The organism is Pseudoneobacillus rhizosphaerae (genome assembly GCF_917563885.1).
Lineage (GTDB): Bacteria > Bacillota > Bacilli > Bacillales > Cytobacillaceae > Pseudoneobacillus > Pseudoneobacillus rhizosphaerae.
Genome location: NZ_CAKJTG010000037.1, coordinates 1 through 21,497, shown reverse-complemented (window position 1 = coordinate 21,497; position 21,497 = coordinate 1). Strand labels below are relative to the sequence as shown.

22 protein-coding genes are annotated in these 21,497 nt (G+C 37.7%); 15 read left to right on the top strand and 7 right to left on the bottom strand.

Annotated features, from left to right (window positions below):
* Positions 1-2 precede the first annotated feature (2 nt).
* On the top strand, positions 3-803 hold the full coding sequence (locus LRP83_RS21220) for an NAD kinase (protein ID WP_230498829.1): 801 nt from the start codon (positions 3-5) through the stop codon (positions 801-803).
* A complete protein-coding gene (locus tag LRP83_RS21215; protein ID WP_230498828.1) occupies positions 803-1,696 on the top strand; it encodes an RluA family pseudouridine synthase in 894 nt (297 codons plus the stop codon). The genes LRP83_RS21220 and LRP83_RS21215 overlap by 1 nt, the downstream gene beginning before the upstream one ends.
* Before the next feature lie 319 nt (positions 1,697-2,015).
* Here LRP83_RS21215 and prpE read toward each other — a convergent pair whose 3' ends face one another.
* Entirely contained in the window at positions 2,016-2,753 is a 738-nt protein-coding gene (gene prpE, locus LRP83_RS21210) for a bis(5'-nucleosyl)-tetraphosphatase PrpE (RefSeq protein ID WP_230498827.1), read from the bottom strand.
* Positions 2,754-2,963: 210 nt separating this feature from the next.
* Here prpE and mgtE point away from each other — a divergent pair, with 210 nt between their 5' ends.
* The 3 genes from mgtE to LRP83_RS21195 all read left to right on the top strand — a co-directional run bounded on the left by mgtE (position 2,964) and on the right by LRP83_RS21195 (position 7,436).
* On the top strand, positions 2,964-4,349 hold the full coding sequence (gene mgtE / locus LRP83_RS21205; RefSeq protein WP_435531379.1) for a magnesium transporter: 1,386 nt from the start codon (positions 2,964-2,966) through the stop codon (positions 4,347-4,349).
* Positions 4,350-4,365: 16 nt separating this feature from the next.
* Positions 4,366-6,225 (top strand): monovalent cation:proton antiporter family protein, encoded by a 1,860-nt coding sequence (locus tag LRP83_RS21200; protein WP_230498839.1) that lies wholly within the window; start codon positions 4,366-4,368, stop codon positions 6,223-6,225.
* A 275-nt stretch (positions 6,226-6,500) separates the two neighbouring features.
* Positions 6,501-7,436, top strand: coding sequence for a GDP-L-fucose synthase family protein (locus LRP83_RS21195; RefSeq protein ID WP_230498826.1), 936 nt, complete (start codon positions 6,501-6,503; stop codon positions 7,434-7,436).
* Here LRP83_RS21195 and LRP83_RS21190 read toward each other — a convergent pair.
* The 3 genes from LRP83_RS21190 to LRP83_RS21180 all read right to left on the bottom strand — a co-directional run bounded on the left by LRP83_RS21190 (position 7,433) and on the right by LRP83_RS21180 (position 10,949).
* Positions 7,433-8,839, bottom strand: a complete 1,407-nt coding sequence (locus LRP83_RS21190) for a sugar phosphate nucleotidyltransferase (protein WP_230498825.1) — start codon at positions 8,837-8,839, stop codon at positions 7,433-7,435. The two genes, LRP83_RS21195 and LRP83_RS21190, sit on opposite strands and share 4 nt — an antisense overlap.
* Positions 8,840-8,892: 53 nt before the next feature.
* On the bottom strand, positions 8,893-10,008 hold the full coding sequence (gene gmd, locus LRP83_RS21185; protein ID WP_230498824.1) for a GDP-mannose 4,6-dehydratase: 1,116 nt from the start codon (positions 10,006-10,008) through the stop codon (positions 8,893-8,895).
* A gap of 101 nt (positions 10,009-10,109) precedes the next feature.
* Positions 10,110-10,949 (bottom strand): alpha-1,2-fucosyltransferase, encoded by an 840-nt coding sequence (locus LRP83_RS21180; protein WP_230498823.1) that lies wholly within the window; start codon positions 10,947-10,949, stop codon positions 10,110-10,112.
* 426 nt (positions 10,950-11,375) lie between these two features.
* Here LRP83_RS21180 and LRP83_RS21175 point away from each other — a divergent pair, with 426 nt between their 5' ends.
* The 3 genes from LRP83_RS21175 (at position 11,376) to LRP83_RS21165 (ending at position 13,502) form a co-directional block, all read left to right on the top strand.
* Complete coding sequence (locus tag LRP83_RS21175; protein WP_230498822.1) at positions 11,376-12,080, top strand: glycosyltransferase family 2 protein; 705 nt, start codon at positions 11,376-11,378, stop codon at positions 12,078-12,080.
* A gap of 250 nt (positions 12,081-12,330) precedes the next feature.
* On the top strand, positions 12,331-13,329 hold the full coding sequence (locus LRP83_RS21170; protein WP_230498821.1) for a hypothetical protein: 999 nt from the start codon (positions 12,331-12,333) through the stop codon (positions 13,327-13,329).
* Positions 13,314-13,502: a hypothetical protein gene (locus tag LRP83_RS21165; protein ID WP_230498820.1), complete on the top strand. Its 189-nt coding sequence runs from the start codon at positions 13,314-13,316 to the stop codon at positions 13,500-13,502. Before LRP83_RS21170 ends, LRP83_RS21165 begins: the two co-directional genes overlap by 16 nt.
* 122 nt (positions 13,503-13,624) lie before the next feature.
* Here LRP83_RS21165 and LRP83_RS21160 read toward each other — a convergent pair whose 3' ends face one another.
* Positions 13,625-14,917 carry a glycosyltransferase gene (locus LRP83_RS21160; RefSeq protein WP_230498819.1) on the bottom strand — a complete coding sequence of 431 codons (1,293 nt, stop codon included), beginning with the start codon at positions 14,915-14,917 and terminating at the stop codon, positions 13,625-13,627.
* A gap of 134 nt (positions 14,918-15,051) precedes the next feature.
* Complete coding sequence (locus LRP83_RS23335; RefSeq protein ID WP_354002365.1) at positions 15,052-15,924, bottom strand: hypothetical protein; 873 nt, start codon at positions 15,922-15,924, stop codon at positions 15,052-15,054.
* A gap of 252 nt (positions 15,925-16,176) precedes the next feature.
* On the opposite strand from LRP83_RS23335, the gene fabI reads away from it, so the two are divergent.
* The 7 genes from fabI (at position 16,177) to spoVIF (ending at position 20,550) form a co-directional block, all read left to right on the top strand.
* Positions 16,177-16,950, top strand: a complete 774-nt coding sequence (gene fabI, locus LRP83_RS21150; protein WP_230498818.1) for an enoyl-ACP reductase FabI — start codon at positions 16,177-16,179, stop codon at positions 16,948-16,950.
* Positions 16,951-17,112: 162 nt separating this feature from the next.
* Positions 17,113-17,457: a DUF1360 domain-containing protein gene (locus LRP83_RS21145; protein WP_230498817.1), complete on the top strand. Its 345-nt coding sequence runs from the start codon at positions 17,113-17,115 to the stop codon at positions 17,455-17,457.
* A 340-nt stretch (positions 17,458-17,797) separates the two neighbouring features.
* Positions 17,798-18,271, top strand: coding sequence for a sporulation protein (locus tag LRP83_RS21140; RefSeq protein ID WP_230498816.1), 474 nt, complete (start codon positions 17,798-17,800; stop codon positions 18,269-18,271).
* Between the two features lie 12 nt (positions 18,272-18,283).
* Complete coding sequence (gene spoVAC / locus LRP83_RS21135; protein WP_230498815.1) at positions 18,284-18,760, top strand: stage V sporulation protein AC; 477 nt, start codon at positions 18,284-18,286, stop codon at positions 18,758-18,760.
* The gene (spoVAD, locus tag LRP83_RS21130) at positions 18,761-19,777 is read left to right on the top strand and encodes a stage V sporulation protein AD (RefSeq protein ID WP_230498814.1); all 1,017 of its coding nucleotides are present in this window, start codon (positions 18,761-18,763) and stop codon (positions 19,775-19,777) included.
* A gap of 14 nt (positions 19,778-19,791) precedes the next feature.
* The gene (gene spoVAE / locus LRP83_RS21125) at positions 19,792-20,148 is read left to right on the top strand and encodes a stage V sporulation protein AE (RefSeq protein WP_230498813.1); all 357 of its coding nucleotides are present in this window, start codon (positions 19,792-19,794) and stop codon (positions 20,146-20,148) included.
* Positions 20,149-20,295: 147 nt separating this feature from the next.
* Positions 20,296-20,550: a sporulation-specific transcription regulator SpoVIF gene (spoVIF, locus tag LRP83_RS21120; RefSeq protein ID WP_230498838.1), complete on the top strand. Its 255-nt coding sequence runs from the start codon at positions 20,296-20,298 to the stop codon at positions 20,548-20,550.
* Between the two features lie 255 nt (positions 20,551-20,805).
* Here spoVIF and LRP83_RS21115 read toward each other — a convergent pair.
* On the bottom strand, positions 20,806-21,497 hold a 692-nt coding region (locus tag LRP83_RS21115), incomplete at its 5' end, for an exosporium glycoprotein BclB-related protein (RefSeq protein ID WP_290369602.1).

Below are 21,497 nucleotides of genomic sequence, written 5' to 3'. Positions count from 1 at the left end.
TGATGAGATTTGCCATTACGACCAAAGGTGATTCAAAATCGAACACACTCATGCATAAAATGAGGACCTATCTTCAGGATTTTGATTTGATATATGATGAGGATAAGCCTGATATCGTCATTTCTATTGGCGGGGATGGCACATTACTTTATGCTTTTCATCGATACAGCAGCCGATTAGATAAAACGGCTTTCGTAGGTGTTCATACAGGACATCTAGGATTTTATGCGGATTGGGTTCCCGAGGAAATTGAAAAGCTTGTCATTGCAATCGCAAAAACACCTTTTCAAGTCATAGAATATCCACTTCTAGAGGTAATTATCCGATATCAAAATGGTGGAAGAGAAACCCGTTATCTAGCTTTAAATGAGTCAACAGTAAAAAGTGTAGAGGGAACTCTTGTGATGGATGTGGAAATTCGAGGTCAGCACTTCGAACGTTTCCGTGGTGATGGTTTATGTGTTTCTACTCCATCCGGTAGTACAGCCTACAATAAAGCGTTAGGTGGGGCCATTATTCATCCATCATTACCGTCGATTCAATTAGCTGAAATGGCATCAATAAATAATCGAGTGTTTCGAACAGTTGGCTCTCCACTTATTTTGCCAGACCATCATACGTGTATGTTGAAACCCGTTAATCGATTAGATTTTCAGGTAACAATCGACCATTTAACACTATTGCATAAAGATGTTAAATCGATTCAATTTAGAGTAGCTGACGAAAAAATCCGTTTTGCACGCTTTCGTCCATTTCCATTTTGGAAAAGAGTGCATGACTCGTTTATTTCGGATTCAGATTAATGAACAAACAGTTTTGTCTTAAATGGGAAGTGTCGAAGGAAGAAGTAGGAATGACCATCAAAGAGTTTCTCAAAGCGCACCAAATTTCAAAAGCAGCGTTGACTGATATTAAATTTAGTGGTGGGAAAATCCTAGTCAATGCCGAAGAAATGAATGTTAGGTATTCTTTGAAAATTGGTGACCAATTAAGCGTGATTTTTCCTTTGGAGATGCCTAGTGAGGGGCTGTTGGGTGAATCGATTCCTTTGGAGATTATTTTTGAGGATGAATTTGTACTTGTTGTGAACAAACCCGCGTTTATGAATACAATACCTTCGAGGGAACATCCAACAGGTAGCTTAGCAAATGCACTATTAGGTTATTATAAGGAAATTGGTTTAATAGCTGCGACCCATATTGTCACAAGATTAGATCGGAATACCTCAGGCTTAGTGTTAGTTGCTAAACATCGACATGTACATCATTTGTTAAGCGAACAGCAAAAAAGTGGGCTAGTTAAGCGGACGTATGTTGCGCTTGTACATGGTAGATTGATGGAAGATGTAGGTACAATTAAGGTTCCGATTGGGCGGAAATCTGATAGTATAATTGAGCGCGAAGTTTCAGATTCTGGGCAGTATGCTTGTACACATTTTAGGGTTCTAGAGCGAATGGATCGATTTACTTATGTTGAGCTTCAGCTGGAGACAGGACGAACTCATCAAATAAGGGTACATATGTCGTATTTAGGTCATCCCCTCTTAGGGGATGATTTGTATGGTGGCAGTTTAGATTTAATGAATCGTCAGGCATTGCATTGTAGAGAAGTTGTATTTATTCATCCTTTTACAGGTGAAGAAATGATGTTTGAGGTACCAGTAGCTGGGGATATGGAAAAATTAATTAAAAGTTAGTGGGCTGACGATGATTTTCGTCAGCTCTTTGTTAATAGATTTTAATTGGCTCATTTTGGATAAATATTATAGGTTACTCAATGGTCCTGGCGTTCCAGAAATTGGTGGAAAGGGGTTAAACGGTAACGCGTGATGTTCTCGCGAACGGGAACCCCGTCCAAAAGTGTAAAAGCGTGCACGCGAGAAGTTCTCGCGAACGCAAACCCCGTCCAAGAGAGTAAAAACGTGCACGCAAGAAGTTCTTGAGAACGTGAACTCCGCCCAAGAGATGAAAACGTGCACGTGGGGAGTTTCATATACCTTAAAGCACCCAAAAAATCTATGGAATCTCTCTAAACTTCTCCTCAACATAAGGCATGGACGAAGGAACAGAGACAATTTCCTTTTCAGGATACCTTAGTGCGCTCATTTTTCCACCAAATACAGCACCTGTATCTAAGTTAACCGTATTCCCAACCCAACGGACTTCTTTAACAGGAGTATGTCCGTAAGCAACTAAAGCTTTACCTTTGTATTGCTTTGCCCAATCCCTCCGTACGGGTGATCCATCTGGGTTCTTTTCACCCGTAATATCCCCGTAAAGAACAAAGGTTTTTACCCCCGAATGGCTTTTTCCGATGTAATCCTCACGAATACCTGCGTGAGAAACCACTAATTCCCCCCCATCGAGTACTTGGTAAAGAGGAGCTTTTTCATATAACTCCATAAATTTGGATCGTATTTTTTTTTGATCGGACTTGTTCAAATTTTCATATTCAGCTACTGTTGTTTCAAGACCATGTGAGATTTGGACTTTGTTGCCAAGAAAAAATCGATAAAGCTTATTACAGTGGTTGCCTGGACTATAAAGTGCACCGTACTTCATAACTAATTCCCAGACCACATCAATGACCTTTAAAGACATAGGACCTCTGTCTGTTAAATCACCAACAAAAGCAAGCTTTCTCTTTTCTGGATGTAAGGGGATATTGTCAGTCCATTCGTAACCAAGCTCCGTCGTTAACGCTCTGAATTCCTGAAAACAGCCATGAATATCACCAATAATATCAATCTTCATTTTGCCACTCTCCAATGTATAAAATAGGCTGTTGTATCATCTCCATATTAGTATTTTTCAAATAAATCCCTTAAACGATTCACATTTAAATAAAAAGGGTAACTTAAAACAAATATATATAAAAATATTAGAATAGAAAAGACAACAAAAAAAAGTTTTGTTAGTATTATGTAGGAAAGTTTAGAAAATAAGTGAGAGGGGGTAATGAAAATGAGAGACCAAAAAGAGAAATTAGACGAACGAACTTATCAAATGGATTTTGATATGCTTAAATTGGCGTTATTAAATGATGAAATGGATAAATTCCGAGAAGAATTCTTAGAATTACATCCTTACGATCAAGCGACCTTCTTTAAAGAATTGGATGAGGAAATTCGAGCTAAGGTCTATCATTATCTATCTCCAGAGGAAATGGCTTCCTTATTCGAAAATTTAGAAATTGAGGAAGATGAATATAGAGATGTTTTAGCAGAAATGACTCCAGATTATGCTGCGGACATGCTTTCGAATATGTACGCTGATGATGCGGTGGACGTATTAAACGAACTGGATAAGGATCAAGTAGCGAGTTATTTAACGATTATGGATGACGAAGCGGCACAAGAAATTAAAGATCTCCTCCATTACGAAGAATATACCGCTGGAAGTATCATGACGACCGAATTTATTGCCATATCTAAAAACCAAACGGTTCGATCGGCCATGACGATTTTGAGAAATGAAGCCCCACGAGCTGAGACCATTTACTATATTTATGTGGTTGATGAAGACCGTTGTTTGGCAGGGGTTATCTCTCTAAGAGATTTGATTGTTAGTGATGATGATACGTTTATTTCTGATATTATGAATGATCGTGTTGTTTCTGTATCAGTAAGTGAAGATCAGGAGGAAGTCGCTAAGAAGATACGAGATTATAACTTTTTAGCAGTACCAGTAGTTGATTTTCAAGATCACTTGTTAGGAATTATTACAGTCGATGACATTGTAGATGTAATGGATGAAGAGGCTTCTGATGACTACTCGAAACTTGCAGGGGTTTCTGATATGGACACGATTGACCGCAGCCCGATGTCGAATGCTCGAAAACGATTACCGTGGCTCATTATTTTATTGTTTTTAGGTATGATGACAGCTAGTTTAATTGGGAAGTTTGAGGAAACGTTAAATAAAGTAGCTATCTTAGCTACTTTCATCCCACTTATTGCTGGAATGGCTGGGAATACAGGTACTCAGGCACTTGCCGTTGCTGTTAGAGGAATTGCAACAGGGGATTTACAAAAGGAAAGCAAACTGAAGCTCATTATTCGCGAAGCGGGGACGGGATTCATAACTGGTACCACCTGTGGAATATTAGTCATGTTTATCGTTTTCTTTTGGCAGCATGACTTCTTTTTAGGATTATTGGTTGGTGTTTCGATTTTTTCAACATTAATAGTTGCAACTTTAGCAGGGTCATTCATCCCGCTGTTAATGCATAGATTTAACATTGACCCTGCTGTTGCTTCAGGTCCATTTATTACAACGATTAATGATATTATTAGTATCCTTATTTATTTCGGTATGGCAACCATGTTTATGAACTACCTTTCACCGTAAAAAGGAGGGATTTTAGCTGGAACATTCAGCTTCAGTAACATCATTAGTTATTGTTATGATTGTGGCATTTCTAACTCCAATCCTCATGCATCGTTTAAAATTAAACTTTCTACCAGTGGTAGTCGCCGAGATTATTATGGGCTTATTGATTGGAAAAAGTGGATTCAATATTGTTCACGATGATGTTTGGCTGAGCACACTATCCACTTTAGGATTTATCTTTCTGATGTTTTTAAGCGGTTTAGAAATTGACTTTTCGACCTTTAAAGGGAGAAAGAAGCGAGATAAGCTTTCAAATGGCAAAAGTGAGCCTAATGCTTTCGGTGTTGCAAGCGTCATATTCATAGGAATTTTTGCGCTCTCACTAGGCTTATCTTTTTTATTCGTTTTCTTTGGATTTATTGAAAATGCGTTCCTAATGACTTTAATTATCTCGACCATTTCTCTAGGAGTTGTCCTGCCGACTTTAAAGGAAGCACATCTAACAAAAACAACCATTGGTCAAATTATCTTGTTGATTGCCGTTATTGCAGATTTGGTCACGATGATTTTATTAGCAGTATTTGTTTCGTTAAATGATAAAGCTGGTGGAAATACGTGGCTTTTGCTCATCCTTTTTGCAGCGGGAGTCGGGTTGTATTTTGTCGGGAAACGCTTTAAGAATCGGACGTTTCTAGAAACGATGTCAAAAGGAACAATCCAAATTGGCACCCGGGCTGTGTTTGCATTAATAATTATTTTAGTCGCTGTTTCTGAGACAGTAGGTGCTGAAAATATTTTAGGAGCCTTCTTAGCCGGTGTACTCGTTTCTTTACTTTCACCGAATCAAGAACTAGTTCATAAACTTGATTCTTTTGGATATGGTTTTTTTATTCCGATTTTCTTTGTAATGGTTGGAGTTGGGTTAGATGTATGGTCTTTATTAAGTGATCCAAAGCTGCTTTTATTAATACCCCTTTTATTGTTAGCCCTGTTACTATCAAAATTAGTGCCAATTTATCTTTTAATAAAATGGTATGATAAAAAAACCGTTATCGCATCTGGTTTTCTAATAACTTCAACTTTATCGCTAGTCATTGCAGCTGCCACCATTGGAGAAAGAATGGGGATTATTACTTCAGAGATGAGCGGTACCTTAATATTAGTTGCTATTATAACTAGTGTTATAACGCCAATCATCTTTAAAAAAATGTTCCCACTAGAAGTAGGAAAGCAGAAAAAAATCAAAGTGGCTTTTGTTGGTGCTAATCAGATGACGTTGCCAGTGTCATTAGAATTAAAATCCTCCTTGTATGAAACAGTTATGTATCACATGAAACAAGAAAAAGCAGACATTCAAATTGCCAGTTCTGTTTTTGAAATTAATGAAATAGAAGATTATCGCATAGAGACTTTAGAAAAAACCGATATAGTAAGTACTGATATTGTAGTGGTTTCAACTGGAAATGATGAGCTGAATGCACAATTAGCTCTGGCCCTAAAGGATAAAGGTCTGAACCGAGTGATTGTACGAATTGATAGTGCAGAGTTAGAGGAAGGTTTGCGAGAAAAGGGTATAGAAGTGTTTTCAGTCATCATGTCGACCAAAACGTTAATGAGAGCCTTAATCGAATCTCCAAGCTTATTATCCATTTTAACTAACAAAGAGACTTCACTTTATGAAATTCGGATGATGAATGAACAATTCGCTGGATTAAGTTTAAGAAGATTTCCTTTTACCGGAGATATTATATTTGTTCGAATCATCCGAGGCAATGAATCGATTGTTCCACACGGGGACACCGAGCTACAAATGCGCGACCGACTAATTGTAACAGGCTCAAAAGAATACGTTGACGAATTAAAACGTGAACTGGAATTTTGTGAATGGTGCTAGCTATTTACTCTTTAGTAAGAAATAAATTAACCGCTTATGGCATAGATGCTGTAAGCGGTTTTTCTTTCAATTGAGAAAAGAACAATAGATAAAATAAATATTAAGTTCTTTTGTCCAAACACATAATTTCTTGTCCGCATATGGATAATTTATACAAATTGCATGATTGGTTCAGCCATTTACTTTTTAATTTGAGAAGATGCCCATTTGCACTTTTCAATCAAATCCGCATAAATATAGGGTTAGATGGTCATTAAAGAGGGGATGGATTTGTCATGAAGGGAAAAAGAATTATGGTGACAGGAGGGGCAGGCTTCCTAGGTTCTCATGTTGTGGATCGGTTTATAAAACAAGGTTGCACTGACCTTATTATTCCCCGTAGCCGAGACTATGATTTAAGGGATTCAGCCGTTGCTACTTCACTTCTGAAAAATACGAAACCTGATATGGTTGTCCATCTAGCAGCGTCTGTTGGAGGAATTGGAGCTAACAGGAAGTATCCGGGAACATTATTCTACGACAATGCTGCTATGGGCATTCATTTGATAGAGGCTGCCAGGTTGGCCCAAGTGGAAAAGGTCATCATTTGCGGAACCATTTGTTCCTATCCAAAATTTACTTCTGTACCATTTAATGAGGAAGCCTTATGGGATGGGTATCCGGAAGAAACCAATGCCCCTTATGGACTTGCTAAAAAAATGCTTCTTGTCCAATCTCAGGCATATCGTCAGCAATATGGTTTCAACTCGATTTTCCTGCTTCCTGTGAATCTTTATGGACCTAGGGATAATTTTGATTTAGAAAGTTCTCACGTCATACCTGCCTTAATTCGCAAATGTGTTGAAGCGAAGGAAAAAGGGGAGCAACAAATATACGCTTGGGGGTCGGGAAAAGCAACCAGAGAATTCTTATATGTTGAGGATGCGGCCGAAGCCATTGTGATGGCAGCTGAAAAATATGACGGAGCGGAACCAGTTAATATTGGCACAGGGAATGAAATAAAAATAAAAGATTTAGCGTTCTTGGTTGCAAAAAAAGCTGGTTTCACAGGTGAAATCATTTGGGATAGCACCAAACCAGATGGTCAACCGAGAAGGTGCCTCGATGTAACGAAATCAAAGTCGTTATTTGGATTTGAAGCGAGGACGACTTTGGAAGGAGGTTTACAGAAAACGATTGATTGGTATGTAAAAAACAGGAGGCAGAGTTAAGCTTCCTGTTCCTTTTCTTTAATTTTTTCCTCGCAATGCTTGATCACTTCGTCCCAGGTCATAAACAAGCGGGTGATATCTTCTTCCACCAGTTCTTCACCCATTTGTACTTCAATTATTTCTAAGGTGCTATTAGCTTTAATGCCGTGTTTAGCTTCTTTCGGAATTCTGAGGGTATCCCCTTGCTTTACTTCGTAAAGCCTGCCATCCAGGGCAAATTCACCAACCCCCGATAGTACGGTCCAGACCTCGCTTCTTTTCGAATGGCTCTGGTAGCTGATATTTTTTCCAGCGTCAATCACAATTTTTTTTGTCAAGGCGAGGAGATTGTCAGAAATCTTGCCATAGTCTAAGACTTGATACCAGCCCCATCTTCGTTCTTCATACATTGGTCTTTCTTCCTCATGCTTCATTATATCCTTGATTTTGTGACTAGCAGCCTTATCTGAAATTAAAATGCCCTGTGGACCACTTGCAACGACGATGTTTGATACACCGATGACCACAACCGGAATGTCAAGTTCATTAATGACATGAGTATTCGCAGAGTTCTCACTGATTATCCCTTTTCCTATTTGGGTGGTATCCATTTCTTCGGTTAAAGTGTTCCAGGTTCCGAGATCTTTCCACGTCCCATTATAAGGAACAACGATGACATTGTCGGCTTTTTCAACAACCTCAAAATCAAAACTAATTTTAGGCAGCTGGTCGTATACTTTTTCGAATTCAATATATTCAACTGGAAAGCCCATAGTCTGCAAAATGGAGATCATATATTTCAGTTTGAAAGCAAAAACACCAAGGTTCCATAATGCACCTTGCTTTATAAGATGGATTGCCTGGTCTTCCATGGGCTTCTCAACAAATTTGCTGACTTTCAAATAGGATAGTGGACTATGGTTTATTTTTCCTTTTTCTGGCATAATGTACCCGTATTTCTCGGATGGATAAACAGGGGTTCCACCCATCAAAGCAATATTTGCACCCGACTCCTGAACAAGCTCGTCCAAAACCTTAACTTGTTCAAAGTAGCTCTTTTCAACAAATGGATCGACAGGCAGTACACAAACAACTTCATTGGGGTCTGTCTTTATACAGGAATATAGATAGACTGAGGCTAATGCTATGGCAGGGAAGGTGTCGCGTCTCTGTTGCTCAATGATAAGGGGAGCATCACTGCCAATCTGGCTCAACACCATGTCAACCTGAGCTTTACAAGTAGAAATATAAGAGGATTGATGGAGATTGATCGATTTAAGTTGTTTCCAAATTCTTTGTAACATCGATTCTAATTGCTCACTTTGTTCCGTTTTTAATACCTTCAAAAACTGTTTTGACCTAGAATCATTTGAAAGTGGCCAAAGCCGTTTACCTGATCCGCCAGATAATAATAGAATTTTCACTATTAGAAATTCCCCCTTTCATAAATCTCCGTAGTTCATCGGTTTGCTTCCATTTAATCATATTGTTTATGAGTACGGTAACCGCCATTTTGTAAATACTTTTCTACTTTTGCCTCTTTTAGATCACTATCCACCATCTCTCTAATAAGCTCTTGAAGATTGTATTTATGGGCCCATCCTAATTTTTGTTTTGCCTTATACGGATCGCCTAAAAGCAAATCGACTTCGCTGGGTCGGAAATATCGAGGGTCAACGGACACAATAGGCTTACCAATCGGGACCTGGAAATCAGGGTGATGACACGCTTTTACGAATCCCTTTTCTTCTTCGTTCTCCCCCTTAAATACCAAGTCAATTCCTACTTGAGCGAAAGCCAATCCAACAAAATCTCGTACTTTCGTAGTAACTCCCGTAGCTATTACAAAATCTTCTGGCTCCTTCTGCTGAAGCATGAGCCACATTGCTTCCACATAGTCTTTGGCATGTCCCCAATCCCTTTGGACATTTAAATTACCTAAGTACAGTTGATCCTGAAGTCCTAGAGCAATTCTAGCCACTGCCCGAGTAATCTTACGTGTAACAAAGGTTTCACCCCGAATAGGGCTTTCATGGTTAAACAGAATACCATTACAAGCATACATCCCATAGGCTTCCCGGTAATTTACGGTAATCCAATATGCATAAAGCTTTGCAACGGCATAAGGGCTGCGGGGATAGAATGGCGTTTTTTCCGTTTGCGGCGTTTCCTGGACTAAACCATACAATTCGGAAGTGGAAGCTTGATAGATTCTAGTTTTATTAGTTAGTCCAAGAATTCGGACTGCCTCTAAAATTCGAAGGATTCCTAGACCATCTGTATTCGCCGTATATTCCGGTGTATCAAAACTAACGTGAACATGGCTCATTGCCCCAAGATTATAAATCTCATCAGGTTGAATAGTCTGAATTAGCCGGATTAGATTAGTAGCGTCGGTCAGATCACCATAATGCAGGAAAAATTTGGTGTCTGGCTCGTGGGGATCTCGGTACAAGTGATCAATCCGATTTGTGTTTAGTAGAGAGCTTCTTCGTTTTAAGCCATGAACTGTATACCCTTTTTCTAGCAGTAATTCGGCAAGATAAGCTCCATCTTGCCCTGTGATTCCCGTTATTAATGCTACTTTTCCCATAATTACCTCCTGTCGATTGCCATTATTCTATAGTATGGAACGGTAACTTAACGAGTTCCAAAACTTGTCCAAAATAGGTAACATTGATATCTTATTATTGTTTAATACGGCTCAATAAGGTGTCTATTCACAAGAACTTGACTGGACCAAGGGTCATAAGGCACAACTCCATTGTGATTATAATCAGCGCGATAAAAACCTTTACAATTTTCATTTAACATGCTTGCAGCAAACGAAAAACTACTATTAGAAATAGCCATAATATCACTCTTGGATAAGATGTAAAAATCGGGGTAATAATCAGCTGGAGAAAAATTGTCAAATATATCTTTTGATGTTACTGGATAATACTCTTTGAAATCATCTAATACATCAATCAATTCATCACTGGCAACAAACAATACAGGATTATCTAATGTTGGCCATATATTTTTAAGCCAATTTTTATACCAAGTAGTTGGTGCGGGATAAAAGATTTTACTTAAACCTTCTACATTCCCATAACCTTTATAATCACCTCGTCTTATATGCAAAGCCACTATGGTTTTTCCTTTACTCCTTAAAATAGCTTCTCCCTTTTCCATGATAGCCTTAACACTATCAACCGGTTGAAATAAAGAACGAAAATAATCTTTATAAGGAGCATAGACCTTGGTATGAAATTGAAAAAACCCCCAAAAGTTTACGTTTTTAAATGGTGGTTTCTCATAGGAAAATATATTTTTAAATAGGGGATGATCATACTCGTTGATTGTTTTAAACTGATGAGTGGTTGGTGGGTCATTATGTCCAAACAAATATTGACCTATCCATTTGGATGTCTCAACCTCTAAATTATATATATTTGCATATGTCCTAAGAAAGGCATATTGGAAAAACTGATTTCCAAAACGGCCCATTTCTCCAAGGGTATTCATTGTAACAATGGGTTTTTCACTCATAATTGTGACCTCCTATAAATGACATCTGAGTTAGCTTTTTTCTAATAAATTTTAGATACTTGTAAACTACCAATCCTAAAACTTTTATAGCATTTACATAGAGAAATACAATAAATAAAAATATTTGGTACAAGCATTTTATGTACAGGAGAAAAGAGTGTGACCCCAATTTCAAAGGGGAAATTCCCCAAGAGATAGGTGTTTAACAATACACACTCTATAAGACTTTACAATCAAAGTGGATACTGACTATTTTTCTTGTAAAAGGAACAATCTTCCTTAAGTTTGTATATATTACCATAGTTGAATGCTAAATTTGAAACTAAGCAATTCTACTAAAATTTATCCTAAGATATAAAAATTTCTTTAGAACATCTAACACATATGTTCCAATATGCAAACAGTATGTTTGGAGGAGAGTTAAAAATGATTAGTGTGTTAACCTTAACCTATCAGCGCCATTTTTTATTAGAGGAGGCCATTGAATCTTTTCTTCGTCAAGATTTTTCAGGTGAATCAGAAATGGTGATTATTAATGATAGTCCTATAGTTGAGTATGTATTTGAACACCCCAAAATTCGAATCATTAATGTAAAAGAAAGGTTTCCATCAATTGGGGACAAGCTTAAATTCGGATTTTCCCAATGTAAATATAACTATATATACCGCCTTGATGATGATGATTTAATGGCTCCTTGGGCATTGAGTCATACAAGGGATGACATTATTGCTCATCCAGGTTATGAAATTTATCGAAGTGATGGTCATTATTTATTTGAAAATAACAAATTTAAAGGACTATCTGGTAATGTTAATAATGGAAATGTCTACACAAAGAAGTACTTATCACGAATTGAAATACCTAAAACCAGTTTTGGCGAAGATTATTCAATGACTTTTAATTTTAATGCAAACATTTATGAATCTCACCGTGAACAAAAAACTATGATTTATCGCTGGGGTATGAATACTTATCATATATCTGGAATGGGTCAAATTAGTGAAAATGCTAGACAGGAATGGACTGATCGTATTGTTGAAAATGCAACAAAAGGCGTAGAGGTAGGCGCACTTTTGCTCCAGCCCCACTTTAACGAAGAATATTACCACAAATTTTCAGATATTAAATAAGTCACATAAGCACAAATATTCAAGTATGATTAAATAACTTTTTAGCTAAAGTTATGATGAAAATCCCTTCATTATCGAAGGGATTTTTTTTTGCTAAATATTAATGGAAAAAGGCTGATTCATTAGTATGATTGTCCATACATCCAAGAGTATAGCTCATATAATGATTGAGAACTGAAAATATTTGGAAATAATCGTTTTCAAATTTTTCTTTTTAAATCAACTTTATGTAAAAAGGAGTGTAAAATTTATGCCAGTAGTTGCAAATTTTAATATACCAGGTCCACCATTTACCGCAAAAGCAACAGTTACTGTTACAAATTCAGGAGCTGGTTGTGTTGATATTACAGTAGCTAACGATTCTGACAGTGAGGGATTTATCGGTGATATCTGTATTAGATTATCAGCTAGTAATTTAGGACCTTTTTCCTTAACAGGTGCCCCTGGATCTTTAGATCAAACTGGAAATGTTCAATGTTCAAATTGTGGGAACGATTTTAATTTTGCTATACGCCTAAATCAAGGGCAGGGTGAAACGATTCAACCAGGTGAAACAAAGACATTTACGGTTTGTGGAAATGCAAATCTTGATGAAACAGATTTCATAGCAGTAGGCTTACATTTTCAGTTTGGACAAGGACAAAGTAACTGCTTTATTAGTTTTTTTGGACCTCCAACAACAACAACGACCACAACAACAACAACAACGACCACAACAACAACAACTACATCTACAACGTCTACTACAACTACTACAACTGGATGTCCAATTCCAAATCCACAAACTTGCTGTCAAGCGGTTGTTGAATTTAAAACACAACTTGTACCACCTGCTTTAGCTTCCGATGGTATTAAAACTGAGGTATTCTTCTCAAGTCCACCTGTTGTGGAAGATGTTTGCCCTGAGAAGGTTATTATTTGTGGGGTATTAACTAAGAGAATTACGTTTACTGCGGTGGATGAACAAGGAAACCAATGTGAAAAAGTTATTTGCGACGATAGACCTTTCCAATGCTTCATTGACCGTGACGATGCTAATGAAGGAGACACATTCGAAGTATGCGGATTTGCTGTTTTATGTGAAGGTGTACCGCGCTTCCAAAATCGAGGAACACGACCAGGCCTTAACGGAATAGGTACTGTGGATGTATTCTGGAAAATTACCGAAAAAGACGTTGTAAAAGTTTGTATTAGAAAAGGTGACTGCGATAGCTGTGAACCACTTCCACCAGCATGTCCACAACCATAACAAGTGGATCGGCCACTGTTTCACCTCTTGCAGGTTTTACAGGATCTAGTGGATTCTTTAGTACGAACATTACTCCGACAGGACCAGGAAGTATAACGATTACTATTACTGCCCTAATAGATGGACTTCCACCAATTCCCCAAGACTTTACTTTTACTTCACCTTGTGTATAGGGCACTTAAATAGGCATAACAGATAACTAACAATAATTCATGATTAAAAAAACGGCATGTATCCAATATTAATTGGGCTCATGCCGTTTCTTTATTTCGCTATATAAATGAAATGTTACACGTTATCCAAATGGATTCAACAGCGGATCGAGTTGATTATTCCAGATCCATTGTGGACTATAACGTGTTCTGGCCAATGTTTTTGCTTGAATTACTTGGTTCTCTCGCATCAAATTAACGATAATCTCCCCGTGTTCTTTCAAATAAGCTTGTTCAGAAGGGTGATATTTTTCATGCGTATTAAATCCAAAATTTCTAGCATCCCATTTCATAAAATAAGAATTCAATTGTTTTCCAAGTTCATTTAACGCAGGCACTTGTTCATTTAAAACAATAAAATTTCCTCTACTGGCAGCTTCTAATACGGTTAACCCAAATGATTCTGAATATGATGGGCATATGAAGAGATTTGATAATGAGAATAATTCTAGCACAGCCTGCCTTGGAAAACCGTTCTTAAAATCCTCGATATCAGAAGTGAAAAACATATCCTCTTCATCGAGCCCATTCATAATCCCTTGTTTATTTATTAATTTTTTATAGACGTTGGGAGCGACATCACTAGAAGGGAAATCGCAAAAAATTACTTTTACCTTCTTTTCACAATGCATCTTAATGGCACCGCAAAGAGCTGCAACTTTTTCAAATTTCTTCCCATATGTTAAACGTCCAGGATATACAACTAAAATATCAGGTGAGATTAGATCGGTATTTTCATTGAGAAGTTGAATTTCCTTACTTGAAAAGCTTAAAATATCCAAACTATTATTGATTGCTCTACACTTTCCTTCCGCAACATTATATTGATTAGCTAGTGCTGAGATTCCTGATTGTGTTGGATAAACATAGATGGTATTTTTCATCGGTGTATATCGAGCGGAAAAGGGCCAAACTGTCTTAGTGGGACGATTAACAGGTGCAGAATGAGTAAAGGCAATAAATTTGAGGTTTGGTAATTGTTCTTGAGCTTTTCGAATCGCAACATTGTGGACTAAGTGCCAACCTTGGTAGTGAATATCATGCATGATACAAACATCTACATCAGCGAGATGCTCAACAAAGTCATTAGCTATCACATCTGCTTCATTAAAAAATGTACTATGGACTTTACCAGAAGGTTGAGAGTAGTCTCCCCAATGTATTTGCTTTCCCTCGTAGTGATTCACTATTTTGACCCATTCAATTCGTTCATCCAAAAAAACACCGTAACGATCTTCAAGTGGACAATGTTCCGTCACTAAAATCTTTGTACTAATTCCAGCACTTAATAGCATGCGTAGCTGTTCTGCTACAACATTTACTAGAGAATAAGTACTATCTAAACCGTTAAACATTGTTAACAGTGCTACTTTCATCTAGTAGACCTCCTTATTGTCAAATGCGACATTGTAGTATATAAGATTGGTAAGGATATTGTAAGAATAGAAATGTTTTTATTGAAAATAGTAGTAGCCTCCTAGAGTCGAAGAGTGGGCTAACCTTATATTTTTCATTGATTTATATCATTTGAATTACATTTTTTAATGCATATCTTAATAACATCTTTTTCCGTAAGGTTGAAAGCAAATTGTTTTCCATTCTCTTCTTTTGTAAATGCTTTTTCTTGTAGCAAAACTTCACATAAAATTACACTTTCGTTTATTATAAATTCATCATCTGGGTTAATATCATCCCGAACTATTACACAATCGAAAGCTACATCATCTATTAGTACTTTATCGCAGTTATCGTAGGTTTTGTACGTAATTCTTTTTCTAATTAGTCCTGATATCACGGCAACACCATCACAAATTTTCACTATTTGAGAACATAATTCTTTCTGAACAGAGGTTGTTCCTCTTAAGGCTGGAGGGACTAATTGCGTTGAATGTTCTATTAATTTGATACAACATAAAGATTGTTTTGCCGGAGGTCCAGTGGGTCCAGTATTGCCAGTAGCCCCGGTTGCGCCAGTAGGTCCAGTATTGCCAGTAGCCCCGGTAGGTCCAGTATGACCCTTAGGTCCCCTTGGTCCTTGAGGTCCAGTATTACCCTTAGGTCCTTGTGGCCCAATATCTCCCTTAGGTCCCCTTGGTCCTTGAGGTCCGGTATCTCCAGTAGGTCCTTGAGGTCCAGTATCACCTTTTGGTCCCGGCTTCCCAGGAGGTCCCGGCTTCCCAGGAGGTCCCGGCTTCCCAGGAGGTCCCGGCTTCCCAGGAGGTCCCGGCTTACATTTGTCACAACAGCAGTTATTTTTTTTTCTTTTTCTAGTTAAATGTTCCTCACGGCAATCAGATGAGTTTTTTTTAGAGGAATGGCTATCACAAGAGCACTTCTTTCCATTTCTATTGCCAGAATCATTATGTTTACAATTGTCGCACAACAAAATCACCCTTTCAAAAATCCTTTAATATAATATGTTTGTACCTTAGAGATGGTAATCTAAATGTAAAAATTGGGTGAACAATAATTAATTTGGATATATTGTTACTGAATCTTATCCTTTTGAGAATAAAAATTACACTAAGGAAGCAGCGATAGTGTAAAAAACTTTTCAATTTGGAAGGCATCGTGTATATTAGTACTAGGTGTTAATAGGTACTAATAACTTTTAAACGAGTAGGAGGCATACATAATGAATTTATCTTTAGATAATAAGACCTTTGTGGTTATGGGAGTAGCAAATAAACGTAGTATTGCATGGGGGATTGCCCGTTCTCTTCATGAAGCTGGTGCAAAGTTAATTTTTACTTATGCGGGAGAAAGACTGGAAAGTAGCGTCCGTGAGCTTGCTGAATCTTTAGATAGCCAGGAATCTATTGTTCTACCTTGTGATGTTACTAATGATGAAGATATTGCTAAATGTTTCGCATCAATTAAGGAAAAGGTTGGCACTATTCACGGAGTAGCGCATTGTATCGCATTTGCTAATAAAGAGGAATTAAATGGTGATTACTTGAATACAACACGTGATGGATTCCTTCTAGCTCATAATATTAGTTCATACTCTTTAACGGCTGTCGCAAAGGAAGCTAAAGAACTAATGACTGAAGGCGGAAGCATCGTAACATTAACCTATTTGGGTGGAGAGCGAGTTGTTACGAACTATAATGTAATGGGTGTGGCAAAAGCTTCTCTAGATGCAAGTGTGAAATATTTAGCTGCGGATCTTGGAAAACAAGGAATCCGTGTTAATTCCATTTCAGCTGGTCCAATTAGAACCCTTTCTTCTAAAGGAGTTAGCGATTTTAACTCGATTCTCAAAGTAATTGAAGGGAAAGCTCCATTACGTCGTGCAACAACGCCTGAAGAAGTTGGAGATACTGCCCTTTTCTTATTTAGTGAATTATCTCGTGGAATTACTGGTGAAAATATTCATGTAGATTCTGGATATAATATTTTAGGATAAAGAAATGAATGAAAACCGCTAACAGTAGAGCTGTTAGCGGTTTTTTTGTATTTTTCGAAAAAAAGCAAAAAGGCAATTTTATCAAAATCTGTGGAACTACCCATACACAAAAAAATGCCACGCATAAGATATAAAGACAACTATTTTAAAGGGGCTAACAGTATGGTAAATTGGCTCAATTTTCTTATGTTAATTTTTGCTAGTTTTCGACTAACAAGGCTTATGGTATATGATACTTTAACAGAATTTTTACGTAGACCATTCCATAAAACGGTAGTAGAAGTTTTGCCTGATGGTAAAACAGAAAGCTATATTGAGATTAAAGGGACAGGTATCCGGTATTGGATTGGAGAATTACTAAGCTGTCATTGGTGTACAGGATTTTGGAGCACAGTAGTCATATATTCTTCCTACTTATTTTGGCCACGTTATGCTACCCCAGTTATTACTATACTGGCTATAGCAGGTTGTGCATCCATTATTCAAACCTGGTTAGAAAAGGATTGAATATTCTTTCATATGATTAATTTTATTTTTTTCTAGTATTTCAAAAGTCTAAAAGCGAAAGGATGTCCATAATGGAAAAGCCATCTTCAAATCAAGAAGAAAATAAAAATCAAAACAAACAATCTACTCCCAAATACCCTCCAAAGCGGATAAAAAAGAATTGTGGTTGTGGAAATAAAAAAAAATAAGGATTTATTACGTCCATCTATCCTAAGATGGGCGTTTCTATTTTACAAAAAATAAAGTTATTAATTAATTCGTATCGATTGTCTTAAGTATAAAAACGGCTATCAAGCGGAAAATAAGTAAAAATATTGTTATGAAATAGGAAGGATGACATATGAAAATATATAGATTAGCCCTATTCATGCTACTAATCCTCATGATAACACTCTCAGGATGCAATCAAAGTGAAGAAGACCAAGAAAGCAGACTGTCGCTGATTAAGACAACAAATCCAAAACCGATAAAAATACCAAATAAACAAAACGAAAGTATTGCTAAACAAGTCAAAAAAGATGTGAAAAAGTTTGACGAGATTTTTGACGTGGCAGTTGTACAAGGTAAGAAGGATACACTAGTGGTCTATAAAGTAAAACATTTTCAACGTTTTCGCATGAAGCAAATAGAAAGTAGCGTTACTAAAGAATTAGAAAAAAAATATCCAGATGAAAAATTTACGGTTTCAAGCGATTACAAAATTTTTATGGAAGCACTAAAAATAAAAGAACATATGAAAGACCCTAAATATTCCACAACTAAAGCAGAAAAGGATTTTGAAAAAATAATTAAGTTAAAGAATGAGCAAACATAGGAGGGGGAGGCAATGGGTAAAAAGCAGAAAAAATTGACACCACAGCAACAACAGTATCAACAGCTTGAGCAAAAGCATGAAATACCGAGACCTGTCGTTAAAAATTGCCTTAAGGCCTTTTTTGTTGGTGGGCTCATTTGTCTAATAGGACAAGCGATTTCCTACTTTTACATAGCCTATTTTGATTTTACCGAAGCAACAGCAGGTAATCCAACAACGGCAACAATGGTATTTATTTCGATGTTATTAACTGGCTTTGGTGTATATGATCGAATCGGACAATTTGGTGGAGCGGGTAGTGCCGTGCCTGTAACTGGGTTTGGGAATGCCGTCATTTCAGCTGCGATTGAACATCGAACAGAAGGATTTGTGTTAGGTGTAGGTGGGAATATGTTTAAACTTGCTGGTTCGGTTATTTTATTTGGTACTTTCTCAGCATTTGTCGTTGCTTTAATAAAAACAGTATTGATCATGTGGGGGGTAATTTGATTGCTTCAAGGAAAACAAACTTGGGTTTATCAAAATCGGCCAATGATTGCTTCTACTGGAGTATCAGGTGGACCATTTGAGGCAAATGGTAACCTTGCTGATGATTTCGATATTTTACACGATGACTTATGGATGGGAAAGGATTCTTATGAAAAGGCCCATCGTTTATTATTCGAAGAAGCAATGCAAACAGCCCTTCAGAAGGTAACTCTTCAAAAGGACAAAGTCGAATTTATCATTGCAGGGGACTTAATCAATCAGATCACTCCTTCAAGCTTTGCAGCAAGAACGATGGAGATACCATTCTTTGGGATTTTTGGAGCTTGTTCTACATCGATGGAGGGACTGGCATTGGCCTCCTTTATTGTTAATTACCAAGGAGCAAACAATATATTGACAGGGGCATCAAGCCATAATGCGGCAGTTGAAAAACAATTCCGTTATCCAACTGAATACGGAGGCCAAAAGCCACCAACGGCACAATGGACCGTAACAGGAGCTGGTGTTGCACTTGTAACGGCTAATAATGGTGATTTAACAAAGCCTGTTATAACATCAGCAACAATTGGAAAGGTAATGGATATGGGTCTATCCGATCCATTTAATATGGGTGGAGCGATGGCACCAGCAGCAGTGGATACGATTACCGCTCATTTTAAGGATATGCAATTATCACCTTCCTATTATGACTTAATTGTAACGGGCGATTTAGGAAGAATTGGTCATGAAACGGCTTATGAACTTTTACAAAAAAATGGACTTAAGTTTGAGAAAGGGAAGTTTTTCGATTGTGGATTGGCTATCTATAAAGAGGATCAGCCCGTACAATCGGGAGGTAGTGGGGCTGGATGTTCCTCTACAGTGTTATATGGCCATCTAATCAATGAAATGAAGAAAGGGACTTATAAAAAAATCCTAGTCGTCGCAACAGGAGCCCTTTTATCACCATTGTCGTTTCAACAAAAAGATAGTATCCCATGTATAGCCCATGCCGTTGCGATTGAAATGAGTAATTAGGAGGGACAAAAAAGATGGTTGCAATGTTTTTTTGGGCATTTGTCATCGGGGGATTGATTTGCGTCATTGGACAAATTATGTTTGATGTCTTCAAACTGACACCAGGGCACACCTTGAGTACTCTTGTTGTCGTAGGAGCAATTCTAGATGGATTTGGTTTATATGAGCCGTTAATTGCTTTTGCAGGAGCAGGTGCCACCATTCCTATAACCAGTTTTGGTAATGCACTCGTTCATGGTGCAATGCAGGAGGCTGAAAAACACGGGATTGTAGGAGTGTTAACTGGAATGTTCGAGGTAACAAGTTCAGGAATTTCAGCTGCGATTATTTTCGGTTTTATCGGTGCTCTCCTTTTTAAACCTAAAGGGTAGGGAGTGGGGTACTCAGTGAGGTACTCAGTATATAGTTGGTATAATAAAAGGAGACATCGACTAAATAGTTTTCAGTAGACGTTTATCACCATTTTGAACTTCCTTCATACAATAAAGTAGTTTGATGAAGGAGCGTGAATGGTCCCGATGGAAAATGAATTTTTTAAAAACATAGGAAAGAAAACTGGCGTTAATATGAAAGATATACTTGATTTAGCTAACTCGTTACAAAGTGCTAATTTTAAAGATGAGAATACTGTACGTAACGTAATTCGTCGTGTATCACAAATTGCAAACAAGCCCGTTTCAAGAGAAATGGAAGAGAAAATCGTACAATCAATTGTAAAAGATGGAAAACAGTTGGACTTTAATTCGATTTCTAAGATGATTAATAAAAAATAAAGAAGAAGCGGCTGATTGAACATTACAATCAGCCGCTTCTTTATATATGTGGAAAGGTAATCACTACGATTGGATCTTATGGTAGTCTGTGCAGCACCAGTTGAAGGATTGGCTGGACTAGCTAAATATGATGCAGCAATACCCATCATTTGAAATTCTAACTGGTCACTATTAAAGAACTAAAAGAAAAGGAAGGAATACTTAATAGTAAACCTTCCCAATCTTACTTCAAGGAATAATAATTCTAAACTAAAATTAACTGATTCCAATACCTGCACTTGCAACACCGGTAACAACAGATGCTAAACCGGCTGGGGACGATACAGAAAATACCAATATTAGACGCTCTCCGGCAGTTACCGGTATATTTACAGTCGAAGTACCACTGCTAATCGTACCAATAGGAACTAATCCTGAGAGTGCTGGTGCTAATGTTACAACAGCGCCAGGAATTGGAGTGAAAAAGTTTGATGTTGAAGTTGAACGCCATACTTGTGCTTGAATTGTTGCTGTTACAGTAGGGTCAAGAAGTATTCCCACTGTTGTACTAAAGAAGGCGGCTAATGATGTAATCGCTCCATTTCGAGGGACTGAAAACGCAAGATTCACCAAACCTTGAAGATTTATTGTTCCTGCTCCTAAAATAACATTCGGGACAGATTCTCCAAATCCAACAATAGCTCCAATATCAGCTAGTCCTCCTAAAACAGTAGCCAGTCCAATTGGAATACCAGATGCTAGTGGAATTATAGCTCCAGCCCCTGGAGCCCCAGTAGCTCCAGTAGCTCCAGTAGCTCCAGTAGCGCCAGCTTCACCAGTAGCACCAGCTTCACCAGTAGTGCCAGTAGCTCCAGTAGCTCCAGTAGCCCCAGTAGCTCCAGTGGCGCCAGTAGCCCCAGTAGCGCCAGTAGCGCCAGCTTCACCAGTAGCCCCAGTTGCTCCAGTAG

What these genes read in the sequence shown, in the direction of transcription:
- LRP83_RS21220 (WP_230498829.1), top strand. Translation starts at nt 3, where the DNA reads ATGAGATTTGCCATTACGACCAAAGGTGATTCAAAATCGAACACACTC.
- LRP83_RS21215 (WP_230498828.1), top strand. Translation starts at nt 803, where the DNA reads ATGAACAAACAGTTTTGTCTTAAATGGGAAGTGTCGAAGGAAGAAGTA.
- prpE (WP_230498827.1), bottom strand. Translation starts at nt 2,753, where the DNA reads ATGAAGATTGATATTATTGGTGATATTCATGGCTGTTTTCAGGAATTC.
- mgtE (WP_435531379.1), top strand. Translation starts at nt 2,964, where the DNA reads ATGAGAGACCAAAAAGAGAAATTAGACGAACGAACTTATCAAATGGAT.
- LRP83_RS21195 (WP_230498826.1), top strand. Translation starts at nt 6,501, where the DNA reads ATGAAGGGAAAAAGAATTATGGTGACAGGAGGGGCAGGCTTCCTAGGT.
- gmd (WP_230498824.1), bottom strand. Translation starts at nt 10,008, where the DNA reads ATGGGAAAAGTAGCATTAATAACGGGAATCACAGGGCAAGATGGAGCT.
- LRP83_RS21180 (WP_230498823.1), bottom strand. Translation starts at nt 10,949, where the DNA reads ATGAGTGAAAAACCCATTGTTACAATGAATACCCTTGGAGAAATGGGC.
- LRP83_RS21175 (WP_230498822.1), top strand. Translation starts at nt 11,376, where the DNA reads ATGATTAGTGTGTTAACCTTAACCTATCAGCGCCATTTTTTATTAGAG.
- LRP83_RS21170 (WP_230498821.1), top strand. Translation starts at nt 12,331, where the DNA reads ATGCCAGTAGTTGCAAATTTTAATATACCAGGTCCACCATTTACCGCA.
- LRP83_RS21165 (WP_230498820.1), top strand. Translation starts at nt 13,314, where the DNA reads ATGTCCACAACCATAACAAGTGGATCGGCCACTGTTTCACCTCTTGCA.
- LRP83_RS21160 (WP_230498819.1), bottom strand. Translation starts at nt 14,917, where the DNA reads ATGAAAGTAGCACTGTTAACAATGTTTAACGGTTTAGATAGTACTTAT.
- fabI (WP_230498818.1), top strand. Translation starts at nt 16,177, where the DNA reads ATGAATTTATCTTTAGATAATAAGACCTTTGTGGTTATGGGAGTAGCA.
- LRP83_RS21145 (WP_230498817.1), top strand. Translation starts at nt 17,113, where the DNA reads ATGGTAAATTGGCTCAATTTTCTTATGTTAATTTTTGCTAGTTTTCGA.
- LRP83_RS21140 (WP_230498816.1), top strand. Translation starts at nt 17,798, where the DNA reads ATGAAAATATATAGATTAGCCCTATTCATGCTACTAATCCTCATGATA.
- spoVAC (WP_230498815.1), top strand. Translation starts at nt 18,284, where the DNA reads ATGGGTAAAAAGCAGAAAAAATTGACACCACAGCAACAACAGTATCAA.
- spoVAE (WP_230498813.1), top strand. Translation starts at nt 19,792, where the DNA reads ATGGTTGCAATGTTTTTTTGGGCATTTGTCATCGGGGGATTGATTTGC.
- spoVIF (WP_230498838.1), top strand. Translation starts at nt 20,296, where the DNA reads ATGGAAAATGAATTTTTTAAAAACATAGGAAAGAAAACTGGCGTTAAT.